Source organism: Mesorhizobium sp. W050 (assembly GCF_054719535.1).
In genome coordinates, this window is record NZ_JBTTIH010000001.1 from 165,765 (window position 1) to 178,145 (window position 12,381).

At 64.6% G+C, this 12,381-nt stretch carries 15 protein-coding genes; 9 read left to right on the plus strand and 6 right to left on the minus strand.

Annotated features, from left to right (window positions below):
- Positions 1–7 precede the first annotated feature (7 nt).
- From ACYG9Y_RS00770 to ACYG9Y_RS00780, 3 genes are all read right to left on the minus strand, one after another.
- The gene (locus ACYG9Y_RS00770; RefSeq protein WP_023686558.1) at positions 8–481 is read right to left on the minus strand and encodes a tripartite tricarboxylate transporter TctB family protein; all 474 of its coding nucleotides are present in this window, start codon (positions 479–481) and stop codon (positions 8–10) included.
- 98 nt (positions 482–579) lie between these two features.
- A complete protein-coding gene (locus ACYG9Y_RS00775) occupies positions 580–1,557 on the minus strand; it encodes a tripartite tricarboxylate transporter substrate-binding protein (RefSeq protein WP_023737545.1) in 978 nt (325 codons plus the stop codon).
- Positions 1,558–1,735: 178 nt separating this feature from the next.
- Positions 1,736–2,191, minus strand: coding sequence for a DUF2214 family protein (locus ACYG9Y_RS00780; protein ID WP_023735112.1), 456 nt, complete (start codon positions 2,189–2,191; stop codon positions 1,736–1,738).
- A 141-nt stretch (positions 2,192–2,332) separates the two neighbouring features.
- Between ACYG9Y_RS00780 and ACYG9Y_RS00785 the strand changes: the two genes are divergently transcribed.
- The 3 genes from ACYG9Y_RS00785 to ACYG9Y_RS00795 all read left to right on the plus strand — a co-directional run bounded on the left by ACYG9Y_RS00785 (position 2,333) and on the right by ACYG9Y_RS00795 (position 4,466).
- Entirely contained in the window at positions 2,333–2,563 is a 231-nt protein-coding gene (locus ACYG9Y_RS00785; protein WP_023683083.1) for a YdeI/OmpD-associated family protein, read from the plus strand.
- A gap of 142 nt (positions 2,564–2,705) precedes the next feature.
- Positions 2,706–3,245 carry a GNAT family N-acetyltransferase gene (locus tag ACYG9Y_RS00790; protein WP_023737546.1) on the plus strand — a complete coding sequence of 180 codons (540 nt, stop codon included), beginning with the start codon at positions 2,706–2,708 and terminating at the stop codon, positions 3,243–3,245.
- A 120-nt stretch (positions 3,246–3,365) separates the two neighbouring features.
- A complete protein-coding gene (locus ACYG9Y_RS00795; protein ID WP_023737547.1) occupies positions 3,366–4,466 on the plus strand; it encodes an OmpA family protein in 1,101 nt (366 codons plus the stop codon).
- Here the strand turns inward: ACYG9Y_RS00795 and ACYG9Y_RS00800 are convergent.
- Complete coding sequence (locus ACYG9Y_RS00800) at positions 4,453–5,226, minus strand: IclR family transcriptional regulator (protein ID WP_023737548.1); 774 nt, start codon at positions 5,224–5,226, stop codon at positions 4,453–4,455. The two genes, ACYG9Y_RS00795 and ACYG9Y_RS00800, sit on opposite strands and share 14 nt — an antisense overlap.
- Before the next feature lie 206 nt (positions 5,227–5,432).
- Between ACYG9Y_RS00800 and ACYG9Y_RS00805 the strand changes: the two genes are divergently transcribed.
- The 5 genes from ACYG9Y_RS00805 (at position 5,433) to ACYG9Y_RS00825 (ending at position 10,656) form a co-directional block, all read left to right on the plus strand.
- A complete protein-coding gene (locus tag ACYG9Y_RS00805) occupies positions 5,433–6,410 on the plus strand; it encodes a Bug family tripartite tricarboxylate transporter substrate binding protein (protein WP_023691946.1) in 978 nt (325 codons plus the stop codon).
- 124 nt (positions 6,411–6,534) lie between these two features.
- Positions 6,535–7,071, plus strand: coding sequence for a tripartite tricarboxylate transporter TctB family protein (locus ACYG9Y_RS00810; RefSeq protein ID WP_023700086.1), 537 nt, complete (start codon positions 6,535–6,537; stop codon positions 7,069–7,071).
- Positions 7,072–7,075: 4 nt separating this feature from the next.
- Positions 7,076–8,599 (plus strand): tripartite tricarboxylate transporter permease, encoded by a 1,524-nt coding sequence (locus ACYG9Y_RS00815; protein ID WP_023686551.1) that lies wholly within the window; start codon positions 7,076–7,078, stop codon positions 8,597–8,599.
- A 15-nt stretch (positions 8,600–8,614) separates the two neighbouring features.
- Entirely contained in the window at positions 8,615–9,793 is a 1,179-nt protein-coding gene (locus ACYG9Y_RS00820; RefSeq protein WP_031253189.1) for a CaiB/BaiF CoA transferase family protein, read from the plus strand.
- Positions 9,790–10,656, plus strand: coding sequence for a citryl-CoA lyase (locus ACYG9Y_RS00825; protein WP_031196006.1), 867 nt, complete (start codon positions 9,790–9,792; stop codon positions 10,654–10,656). The genes ACYG9Y_RS00820 and ACYG9Y_RS00825 overlap by 4 nt, the downstream gene beginning before the upstream one ends.
- 6 nt (positions 10,657–10,662) lie before the next feature.
- Here ACYG9Y_RS00825 and ACYG9Y_RS00830 read toward each other — a convergent pair whose 3' ends face one another.
- Entirely contained in the window at positions 10,663–11,139 is a 477-nt protein-coding gene (locus tag ACYG9Y_RS00830) for an NUDIX hydrolase (protein ID WP_023669717.1), read from the minus strand.
- A gap of 120 nt (positions 11,140–11,259) precedes the next feature.
- A complete protein-coding gene (locus ACYG9Y_RS00835) occupies positions 11,260–11,562 on the minus strand; it encodes a hypothetical protein (protein WP_023683090.1) in 303 nt (100 codons plus the stop codon).
- Between the two features lie 218 nt (positions 11,563–11,780).
- On the opposite strand from ACYG9Y_RS00835, the gene ACYG9Y_RS00840 reads away from it, so the two are divergent.
- Positions 11,781–12,371, plus strand: a complete 591-nt coding sequence (locus tag ACYG9Y_RS00840; RefSeq protein WP_031253190.1) for an invasion associated locus B family protein — start codon at positions 11,781–11,783, stop codon at positions 12,369–12,371.
- Positions 12,372–12,381: the final 10 nt, after the last annotated feature.

The window sequence follows — 12,381 nt, forward strand, 5'->3', positions numbered from 1 at the left end:
CAGCGCCTCACAATGCCAGCCATTGGGGCAACCAGGGGCCGAAGCGCTGGAATGGCAGCCCGAGCGCGTAGCTGAAGACCAGCACCGAAAACAGCGTCAGGCCGGCCGACAGCAGAAGTGCCGTCAGCGGCTTCATGCGGGCGCTGGCAAAAGAGGCGATCAACGCCGTCAGGAAGATCGACGGGACGAAGCCGAGGCCGCGCACGGTCATGCCGAAAAAGATCGGCGCCGGCAGGATGAACAGCATGCCGCGCCACGCAATGGGGCCGATCGGCTCGCCCTCGACGCGCACCGCCTGGACGAGGATGATGGCGCCGAGCACGATCAGCACGATCGCCAGCACCAGCGGGAAATAGCCCGGTCCCATGCGAAAGGCGGTGCCGATTTCGAGGCCGAGCGATTGTATCGCGAAAAAGGCGCCGAAAAAGATGAACAGCGCGGCGCACAGGCCGTTTGTCCTGTCGATGGCGAAAGGTTTCATGGCGGTCCTCCCCTGACCCTTGCAACGGGCTTGCCGTTGCAAATGTGAAAACGGACGTCGAAGCGAAAACGGGGCGCCGGCAGCGCCCCGTTCAAGCCTCAGTCGGCGTATTGGCCGGCGGCTTCGATGATCGGCTTCCAGCGCGTGATCTCGCCTTCCAGCTTGGCCTTCAGCGCTGCCGGCGTCGCGTCGGACTCGGACGACGGCTTGGTGCCGAGTTCGGCAAAGCGGGCGATGACGTTGGGGTCCTTCAGCGCGACCTGGAGCGATTTCGACAGTCGGCCGGTGATCTCGGCCGGCGTGCCCTTCGGCGCATAGAGGGCGTGCCAGATGCCGACCTGCACCGCGGGCAGGCCGGCTTCGATGGTCGTCGGCACGTCCTTCAGCACGTCGAGGCGTTCCGGCGTGGTGACGGCATAGGCCTTGATCGTGCCGCCCTGGATCTGCTTGGTGGTGTTGGTGGTCTGGTCGCACATAATGTCGACCTGGCCGCCGAGAAGGTCGGTCATGGCCGGGCCGGTGCCCTTGTAGGGTACGGTGACCAGCGGCGTGCCGATGGCGCTCATGAACAGCATGCCGCACAGATGCGAGGCAGCGCCGATGCCGGCATTGGCTACAGTGATGGTGTCCTTGTTGGTCTTGGCGTATTCGACCAGCCCTTTCAGGTCGGCCGGCTCCAGGTCCTTGCGGGCGACGATGGCCATCGGCACCTCGGTGACGAGGCCGACATACTCGAAGGCGTTGAGCGTGTCGTAGGCGAGTTTTCTGTAGAGGGTGGCGCTGGTCGCCATGCCGATGTGATGGAGGAGCAGCGTGTAGCCATCCGGGTCGGCGTTGGCGACGCGGCCGGCGCCCAGCGTGCCGCCGGCGCCGCCGACATTCTCGACGATGATCTGCTGGCCGAGATCCTTCGACATGGCTTCGGCGACGAGCCGCGTAACCGTGTCGGTCGGACCGCCGGCCGCAAACGGCACGACGACGGTGATGGTGCGCTCGGGATAGGTCTGTGCGCTGGCGGTGAACGAATAAAGCGTGACGGCCGCGGCGGCGGCCAGGGCGGCTACAATTTTCCTCATCGTAATTCTCCTCCCAGGATATCAATCTCCGATCGCTGTGCAGGTCAGGCAGCGAGGGTGCAACAAAGGCAAGCTAACAGATTGTCGCCTGACGCAAACTGCAAAATACAGTCGTGCGCAACCATGGCGATCAGTGGGGAGTATGCCCGGAGGAGATGGGTTTGGTGTTGGCGTTGCTTCAATAACCGTAGCCGCGCGCCATCGCCGCCGCGAAGATCGGGATCAGCAGGAAGATGAAGGCTTCGGCGCGCACATAGGTCTTCACCGAGGCGAGTTCCGCAACCGGCACCTGAAAGCCGGGATTTGCACTGGCTTGCCGGTTCCAGGAGATGAAGCGGATGGTCGGGATGATCGACAGCAGGCCAACGATGCCGAATGCCGCCATCTTGGCCCAGAACACCCAGTTGTAGACGTAGAATTCCCAGCCCTTCAGGCCGTAGATGACGCGGCAGATGCCGATGATGATGATCAGCATGGCGATGATGCCATAATGGCGGTCGATGCCGGCAAGCCGCTTGAGCGTGGCGGCGGAGAGGTCGCCGCGGATCAGGACAAATTCGGCGCCGATGATGCCGGCCAGCGACAACACCAGCAGATGATGGAAAATGGCAAGCACGAGATCGGTGGTGTCCATGGCGTTCTCCTCCCATTGGCGGTATCGAGACCGGCCCTTGCCGGACCGGTTGCGAAAGGTAGCATCGTTCGGCAGAATTCCCAGAGGCGGACCTGGGTTGGACCATCGGCGTCGCCATCCTGACAGCTGGGGTTTTCTGAAATGACCGGACTGAAGCGCGCCCTGAACCCGATGCCGGACGACATCCGCATCGCCCTGACCGAAAAAGGACTGACAGCGGCCTACGAGGCGCGGCCGGACTACCAGAAGAACGATTATCTCGGCTGGGTCGCCCGCGCCAAACGCAGCGACACCAGGCAGAAGCGGCTCGACCAGATGCTGGACGAATTGCGGCGCGGTGGGCTCTACATGAAGATGGTCTGGCACGGCTGAAAGTAAGCCGACGCTGTTCGCTTCGACCGCCTGGTCGCGCCGGGCCGTTCGGAAGCTTCCCTGGCTGAATGATGATCCGGCTTGGCCCTTGTCCGGGCGCGCTGGTTTGCTAAGCGCTGACCGTCAACGGAGGCAGAGTTTCATGGGCAGTCCAAAAACAGCCGGCGTCCCGGTTCTCGAAACGGAACGGACCATCATGCGGGCGCACCGGATCGAAGATTTCGAGGACTATGCTGTCATGTGGGCCGACCCCGTCACCACCCGTTTCATCGGCGGCAAGCCGCGGACGCGGGAGGAAAGCTGGATGCGGTTCCTGCGGCATGCCGGCCTGTGGTCGCTGCTCGGCTACGGCTTCTGGGCGGTCGAGGACAAGGCCAGCGGTCGCTTCATCGGCGAGGCCGGATTCCACGATCTGAAGCGCGACATCGAGCCGTCGCTCGAGGGCATTCCGGAAGCCGGCTGGGCGCTGGCGCCGCAAGCGCATGGCAAGGGTCTTGCCAGCGAAGTCGTCAGAAGGGCCCTGGCCTGGGGCGACGAAACCTTTGCCGGCGCGAGAACCGTCTGCATCATCGATCCGGAAAACACCGGCTCGTTGAACGTCGCGGCAAAGTGCGGCTACACCAAGGTCTTGGAAACCACTTATCACGATGGGCCGACGATCCTGCTCGAACGGCGGGTGTGAAGCGCTTCATCGACGCAATTTCCACGTTCTGCTAGGGTTGGCTATTCTAATCTAGCTACGCAATTCCTGTGGGAAAACCGCTCACACTTTTCCTGGAATTGCTCTTTGGGGGAGCCGACCATGCGTGCGATCAATGCGATACTTCTGAAGCTTTTCTGGGCGGGGCTGCTGCTCCTGGCGGCCGTGCAACTGGCGGGCGCCGATGCGACGGTGCCGACCGCCGACATCGAGGGCGGTGCCGACAATCATCTGGCCAAGCGCTATGAGGGGTCGTTCATCGTCTCCTACGAAAAATTCGCCTATACCGATTTTACAGTGCCGCTGTCGCCGCTGAAGCCGAGCGCCGATCCGGATGCCCGTGACACGATGAACAACCGTGTGTTCGCGCCGGACAAGAAGGCCGAGGTCGAAGGCGCGCTGACCCGCATCGCCTATGTGCTGCCGGCCGAGCGCTCCCCGCTCGAAGTGCTGCGCAACTATCAGGATGTGATCGCGGCCGCCGGCGGGGAAGTCCTGTTCGAATGCAAGAAGGAAGAGTGCGGCGGCGCCGCCGACCGGTCGTCGAGCGGTGGCGGCGGCGACATGAGCCTGATGATGTATTTCTTCCATGAAAGCGACGTCAAGGACGCGGCCTTTTCCAATGGCGCCTGTGCGGTAACCACCGGTATCAACGACCAGCGCTTCTTCGCCGCCAAGGTGCCGCAGGATGGCGGCGACGCCTATGTCACGGTTCAGGCCTATTCGCTGATCGACGACCTCTACTGCAAGGAACTCAACGGCCGCACCATCGCCGTCGTTCAGGTGCTGGAGCCCAAGGCGCGCGACAAGAAGATGGTGGTGGTCGAAGCGGCCAAGATGGCGGATTCGCTGTCGGCCACCGGCTCCATCTCGCTCTACGGCATCTTCTTCGACACCGACAAGGCCGACATCAAGCCGGAATCGGAACCGACGCTGAAGGAGATCTCGACGCTTCTGACCAACGAGCCCGGCATGGCGGTGATCGTCGTCGGTCATACCGACAACCAGGGCGCCTTCGACTACAATATCGATCTGTCGTCGCGGCGGGCGCAGTCGGTAAAGGCGGCGCTGGTCTCGAAATACGGCATCGATGGCGGCCGGCTGACCGCCGCCGGCGCCGGCATGATGGCGCCCGTCGCCAGCAATGATGACGAAACCGGCCGCGCCAAGAACCGCCGCGTGGTGCTGGTCAAGGCGAACTGAGGCCGATCACGGTTTCAGCGCCGGCTAGGCGCGCTGCCTGCTCCAGCATCGAGCCATCCTCGCCGAAGGCGCGGGTGGCGCGAGCGGCGGCCTCCAGCAGGTCCGGTGTCATGCGGCGCAGGAACGCCGTATCGACGCGTGTCGACGGGCCGGCGAGCGTCAAGGCGCCGAGCAGAACGCGGCCCGGTCCGAACACCGGCACCGAGACGCCCGCCGTCTCAGGGTCGCGATCGCCGATCGACAGATAGTGGCAGGCCTTGCGGATGGTCTCGTATGGTTCGCCCGGCTGGCCTGAAAACGCTGCCAGCACGCGGCCGCCCGAGCCGGTGAGCAACGGCAGCAGGTCGCCTTCCCGGATCGTGTAGCGGATAGGATGCTTGGATTCGACGCGGTAGAGACAGGTGCGGGCGTCGCCCGAGCGGACATAGAACGCCACGCTTTCCCAGCTGCGCTCGGCGAGATCGCGCATGATCGGCAGCAGGATGTCGACCGCCACCACGGAGCGCTGGTAGAGCGCGCCGAGCCGGAAGGTGGCGGGTCCGATGCGGTAGCGGCCATCGTCGAGCCGCTCCAGCAACTGCCCGCGCAGCAATGAGTTCGCCAGCCTCAAAATGGTGCTTTTGTAGAGCCCGGTGCGCGCCGCGATCTCGGCCAGGCTGAGCGAGCGGTCGGCGGTCGCGAACGCGTCGAGAATGGCGATCGCGCGGTCGAGCGCGGCAACGCCATCGGCCGGCAACGGCTGGGATCGCGCTTCGGTCATCTCACGAACAGTTTCATTCCAGTTTACCTGCTCGGACAAAGGCCGGCCGAAGCGATTGTGCCGCACATCCATGGTTCTGTCTAGTAGAACAGCGTTCCTGTTGACAGAACGTACCGAAATCGGCATGAATTTTTGCCGAGCGGGTCTGTTTTCAGGCTACGTTTCTGGCAGGCACCGGAGGAGGTGTCGTGATTTGGAGGAATCCCATGCTGAACAGACGCAGATTTTTGATGAGCACCGCGGCCGCAGGCGCTGCCGGATTCGTCGCAACGCATTTGACGCCCGCTTTCGCTCAGGATGCACCGCAGATCCAGATCTTCGTGCCGGCCGCGCCCGGCGGCGGCTGGGACCAGACGGGGCGCACCATCGACCAGGTGCTGCGCAGTGAAAAACTGATCTCCGGCTCGCAGATCACCAATGTCGGCGGCGCCGGCGGCACTGTCGGCCTGCCGCAGTTCATCAGCCAGTGGAAGGGCAAGGGCAATTCGCTGATGGTGGCCGGCATGGTCATGGTCGGCGCCATCATCGCCAACAAATCGGCCAACAACCTTTCCGAAGTGACGCCCATCGCCCGCCTCACCGGCGAGTTCGAGGCGCTGGTGGTGCCGGCGGATTCGCCGTTCAAGACGGCCGGCGATTTCGTCGCCGCGCTCAAAGCGGATCCGACCAAGGTTCCCGTGGCCGGCGGCTCGGCCGGCGGCTCCGACCACATCCTGTTCGGGCTGATCGCCAAGACGGTCGGCGTTCCGGCAACCAACCTCTCCTATGTGCCTTTCGCCGGCGGCGGCGAGGCGCTGTCGGCGCTGCTCGGCAACCAGGTGGCGGCCGGCATTTCCGGCTTCGGCGAGTTCTCCGAGCAGGTCAAGGCGGGCGCGCTTCGGCTGTTGGCGATCTCCGCCGACAAGCGCCAGGACGGCATCGACGCACCGACGATGAAGGAAGCCGGCATTGACGTCGAACTGTTCAACTGGCGCGGCGTCTTCGCACCGCCAGGCGTCTCCGACGCCGACAAGGCGGCGATGGTCACGATGATCGAGACCATGGCCAAGAGCGATGCCTGGGCAGCCGAGTGCAAGAACCGTAACTGGACGCCCATCCTGCTTACCGGCGACGACTATGCGAAATTCCTCGTCGACGACACCGCCCGCATCACCGCGATCCTCAAGGATCTCGGCCTCGCCTGATGTCTTCAGGGGCGGCCACGGCCGCCCCTCCGACATTCGCCTGCGGCATGGACATATCATGCGCTGGGAGTGAAACTGCGGATGCGGCCGGCGGGAGGATGCCGGCCATCTCGGGAGGACATCGATGAGCACCAGCGACCAGCAGCCGGCGCCCCCGCGCCTTGCCATGCCCGAATTGTTGATCGGCATCGGGCTTCTCGCCTGTGCTGCGGCCGTGGCGTGGCAGACCCTGGCGATCCCGGTTTCGCCGCTCTATTCCAAGGTCGGGCCGACCGTCTTTCCCTACATCACCATGACCGGCATGATCGTGCTTTCGCTGCTGCTCATCGTCGCCGCGCTGCGCGGCGGCTGGCAGCCGCAGGAGGAAAAGGAAACGCCGACCGACTGGAAGGCGATGGGCATCGTCGTTGCAGGCCTGGTCGCCAATCTGGTGCTGATCCAGCCGCTCGGCTTCACCGCCGCCTCGGTCATCATGTTCGTGCTCGTCTGTTATGGCTTCGGCAGCAAGCACACGCTGCGCGATGCGCTGACCGGCTTGATCCTGGCGCTTGCCGCCTATTTCGGCTTTGCCAGGGCGCTCGGCGTCAACATTGGCGCCGGCTTCATCGAAAACCAGCTGAACACGGTGATCGACGCGATCATCGCCACTGTAAGGGGCTGACGCCATGGAGACGCTCGGCCATCTCGCCCACGGATTTTCCGTCGCTTTCTCGCCGATGAACCTGTTGTGGTGCCTGGTCGGCACCACGCTCGGCACCGCCATCGGCGTGCTGCCCGGCCTCGGGCCGGCGCTGACCATCGCGCTGCTGCTGCCGATCACCTACCAGGTGGCGCCGGAGGCGTCCTTCATCCTGTTTGCTGGCATCTATTACGGCGCCATGTATGGCGGCTCGACGACCTCGATCCTGCTCAACACGCCGGGCGAAAGCGCCACCATCGTCACCGCGCTGGAAGGCAACAGGATGGCCCGCTCGGGTCGCGGCGGCGCGGCACTGGCGACCTCGGCGATCGGCTCCTTCGTCGCCGGCACCATCGGCACGATGGGCGTCGCCTTCCTGGCGCCGGTGGTGGTGAAGTTCGCGCTGGCCTTTGGTCCGGCCGAATATTTCTCGCTGATGGTGCTCGCCTTCATCACGGTTTCGGCGGTGCTCGGCTCGTCCTCCGTGCGCGGCCTCACCAGCCTGTTCATCGGCTTCGTCATCGGCATGATCGGCGTCGACCTGCAGACGGGACAGCCGCGCTTCACCTTCGGCATGAACGAACTGCTCGATGGCGTCGATGTTATCATTGCCGCGGTCGGCCTGTTTGCCGTCGGCGAGACGCTCTACATGGCCTCGCGCCGCTATGCCGGCAAGGACGAGATCGTGCCGCTCAAGGGATCGCTCTACATGACAGCGGCCGAATGGGGACGATCGTGGAAGCCATGGCTGCGCGGCGCTTTTATCGGCTTCCCGATCGGCGCCATGCCTGCCGGCGGCGCCGAGATCCCGACCTTCCTGTCCTATGCCATCGAAAAGAAGCTGTCGAAGCACAAGGAGGAGTTCGGCACGGTCGGCGCCATCGAGGGCGTTGCCGGACCGGAAGCCGCCAACAATGCGTCTGCCGCCGGCGTGCTGGTGCCGATGCTCACCCTTGGCCTGCCGACCTCGGCGACCGCCGCAATCATGCTGTCGGCCTTCCAGAGCTACGGCATCAATCCGGGACCGCTGCTGTTGACGACCCAGGCCGATCTGGTCTGGGGCCTGATCGCCAGCCTGTTCATCGCCAACGTCATCCTGGTCGTCCTCAACCTGCCGCTGATCGGGCTGTGGGTACGGCTGTTGAAAATCCCGGCGCCGCAGCTCTATGCCGGCATCCTGGTGTTCGCCACCGTCGGCACCTACGGCATCTCGCAATCGCCGATCGACCTCGTCATCCTCTATCTCCTGGGGGCCGCCGGCTTCCTGATGCGGCGCTTCGATTTCCCGACAGCGCCGGTCATCATCGGCATGATCCTGGGGCCGCTCGCCGAAACGCAGTTCCGCCGGGCGATGACGATCTCGAACGGCGACTGGTCGGTGTTCTACACCCACAAGCTGTCGCTGGTGCTGCTGATCCTCGCCTTCATCGGTCTAGCCGGGCCGCATATCTGGGCCTTCATCGAGCACCGGCGCCGTCGCGGACCGGAGCATGTGCCGGGCGATGCCTGAGCAACCTGGAGCATCATGACCGATCTGCTTGCCGGCATCCGCATCCTCGACCTGACCAATGTGCTGGCGGGCCCTTATTGTGCCTATCAGCTGGCGCTGCTCGGCGCCGATGTCATCAAGGTCGAGACGCCGCAAGGCGGCGATCTGGCGCGCCAGCTCGGCGCCTCGCCGGCGCTCAACAAAGCCGGCATGGGCGCGTCGTTCCTGGCGCAGAATGCCGGCAAGCGATCGGTGGTGCTGGATCTCAAAAGCGAAGCCGACCGCGAACGCTTCCTCGATCTCGTCGCCTCGGCCGACGCGCTGGTCGAGAATTTTCGACCGGGCGTGATGGGGCGGCTGGGTCTCGGCTATGAGGTGCTGAAAGCGGTCCGCCCCGGTCTCGTCTATTGCGCCATATCCGGTTTCGGCCAGAGCGGGCCGATGCGCGACAATCCGGCCTACGACCAGATCATCCAGGGGCTGTCCGGTATCATGAGCATCACCGGCACGCCGGAGACAGCACCCTTGCGGGTCGGCTATCCCGTCACCGACACGCTGGGCGGGCTGGTCGGGGCCTTCGCCATCGCCGCGGCGCTGGTCAAGCAGAAGACCTCGGGCGAGGGCGCGTTTCTCGATGTCTCGATGCTGGAATGCACGCTGTCGGCGCTGGGCTGGCCGGTGTCCAACTATCTGACCGCCGGTGTCGAGCCGCAGCCGATGGGCAATGAGAACATGACGGCTGCGCCCTCCGGCGCGTTTCGCACCGGCGACGGCCTGCTCAACATCGCCGCCAACAAGCAGGAGCAGTTCGTCACGCTTTGCCGGCTGATCGGCCAGCCGGAACTGGCCGACGATCCGCGCTTTGCCGAGCGCGAGACGCGCAAGCAGAACCGCGCCTCCTTGAAAGGGCTGATCGAGACAGCGCTTGCGAGCGCCTCGGCGGCTGCCTGGGAAGAAAAGTTCAACCGCGCCGGCGTTCCGGCGGGCCGGGTGCTGACGATCCCGCAGGTGCTTGGCGAGCGCCAGGTGGTCGAGCGCGACATGACCGCGCGTTTCCGGGGTCTGCCCGGCATGGCGCAGCCGCTGACCGTGGTGCGCGGCGGCTTCATGGTCGATGGCGCGGCACCCTTGCCGGTCCTGCCGCCGCCTGTGCTGGGCGAGCATATGGACGAGGTTTTTTCCACCCTGCCGCCGCGCGCCAGGAGAAGCGCGTGAGCGAGAGAAAAACCGGCCGCGAACGCGGCGAGGAATGGTGGCAGACCGGCATCATCGAGATGAGCCCCGGCATCATCCGGCTGCGCGGCTATGAAATCCAGGAGCTGATCGGCCGCGTCAGCTTTCCGGCCACGATCTGGCTGATGCTGCGCGGCGAATTGCCGAGCGAGGAGCAGGCGGCGCTGCTCGGCATTGCGCTGGGGGCGGCCGTCGACCACGGGCCGCAGGCGCCGTCGATCGCCATTGCCCGCATGGCCATCACCTGCGGCGTCGGCATCAACAGCGCCATGGCGTCCGCCGTCAACGTGCTGGGTGACGTGCATGGCGGCGCCGGCGAACAGGCGCTGTCCTTCTATGGCGACATTGCCGTGGCACTTGACCAGGGTGTTGCGCTGGACCAAGCCGTAGCCGCACGGCTCGACCGTTTCTTCGCCGAGGAGAAAGGCTATGTGCCGGGATTTGGCCATCGCTTCCACCCGGTCGATCCGCGCGCGCCGCGCCTGATCGCAGTGACGCGCGAGTTTGCCGCGCGCGGCGTCGTCAGCGGACGCTTTGCCGACATCGCCGAGGCCGTCGAATCAGAGGTGGCACGGCGCAAGGGGAAGAAAATACCGCTCAACATCGACGGCGCCACCGCCGTCATCTATGGCGAGCTCGGCTTTCCGCCGCCGTTGACGCGCGGCCTGTTCGTGCTCTCGCGCTCGGTCGGCATCCTGGCGCATGCATGGGAACAGTCGCAGCAAAGCGAGCGCAACAAAGGGCCGCTGCCGCGCGAATGGCTGTGGGCCTATACGGGCACGCCGCTGCGGCCATTTCCCGCTGAGGGGGATGAGGGTCCCGCTGAAGGGGACGAGGGCAAGTGAGGTTGGTCAGGCCGGGTCCGGCACTGCCGGCTGAGGCGGCGCCAGGTTGGCCATCAGCGTCGAGAGATCCGGCTCATCGATGAGCAACGCCGCGTCCTGCGGCTTGAGCCATGCCCGCTGGCGGCTCTTGGCCTCCTGCCAGTTGGCCAGTTCCTCGGACACCTCCAACAGATAGACGACGACGTCGACGCGCACAAAATTGTGCTCCAGCCGTTTCCAGTAGGAATAGCTGCCGGCAGGCGCCTTGCGGGTCTTGCCGAGCACGCCGGCTTCTTCGCGCGCCTCGATGGTGGCGGCCTTGCGCCCGCTCTTTCCTTTCATCGGCCAGCCCTTGGGCACGATAAAGCGCTTCGTCGCTCGCGACGTCACCAGCATCACTTCGAAATTGCCTGAAACGTCCAGGCGAAAGGGAATGGCGGCGACCTGGCGAATGCGTTCGCCTCGCCTTGCCTTGCGTACCGCCTTTTTCTTCGTCGTCGCCATGTGCTGAAAATCCGGTCGGCGGGCGCACCGCCGCACGCCGCCTGCAAACCCTGATATGCCCGCGAGGCAATGAGCATTTTTAGTAAATAAGTCGACTAAGTAAATCGCAAGCGACCGATATCAACGGCAAACACGCACAATCTGGTTGTTGACGATCTGAATCGGACAAGCTTGCCGGACGACGGGCACTTCGGGGCGCGGCTGCGGCACGATCCGACGGTCCTGCTCGCGATATTGCTGCTGCTGTTGCTGGAACTGCTGCCGCTGCAGGCTGTTGCGCAATTGCTGCAGCTGGTTCTGCTGGATCAGCCGGTTGGCGCTGGGATTGACGGACTGAGCCGCAGCAGATTGCATGATGCCGGCGAGCGTTGCCGCCGCCAGCATTGCCGACATGAGAACTGTCGATAGGCGAAGCGTCGACATCAGTTCATTCCCGTACAGATATAACCTCCTCTCTATATAGGGCGTTCGTCTCGATCTGCCATGGGCGGGTCTGCCATGGGCCGATCTGCCACGGGTTGGCGAAATCCCTGAGGAAGCGGCCTGGCCGCACTTGACAGAAAAGATCGATTGACCGCTCTATCGGGAGCGGATCTCGGGCTCAATCGCTGCTGACTCGAGGCACAATCGGGAGCATATTGATGAAAAGCAGGCAAGTATATTTCGCGGCGCTACTGGGCAGCATCTGTATTCTTGGCCCGGTGGCAGTCGCGGCGCAAACCAAGACCGACAAGGCGGCGCCTGCCGCCGCAGCGCCCGCCCCTGCTGCCGGCCCGACATTGCCTGGCGGCGCCTCGGCGCTGTCCGAGACACATGGCGACTGGACGGTCAACTGCCAGGTAACCGGCACGGCCAAGGTTTGCAGCCTGTCGCATCAGCAGTTCAACAAGCAGTCCAACCAGCGCCTGCTGGCGATCGAGCTGTCGAGCAAGAGCGGCGAGGATGCCGCCGGAACGCTGGCGCTGCCGTTCGGCCTGGCGCTCGCCAAAGGAGTCAGCCTGACCATTGACGACCAGAAGCTGGAAGGCAGCTTGCCGTTCAACACCTGCCAGGCCGTCGGCTGCCTGGTGCCGGTGGCGTTCGATGCCAGCGTCACGCCGCTGCTCAAGGCAGCCACCACGCTGAAGATCGACGCCTTCGCGGCCGACACCGGTCAAGCGGTGAGTTTCACTATCCCGCTCAACGGCTTCGGCGGCGCACTGGCACGGACCGCGGAACTCTCGACGGACTGAGCGGAAAACG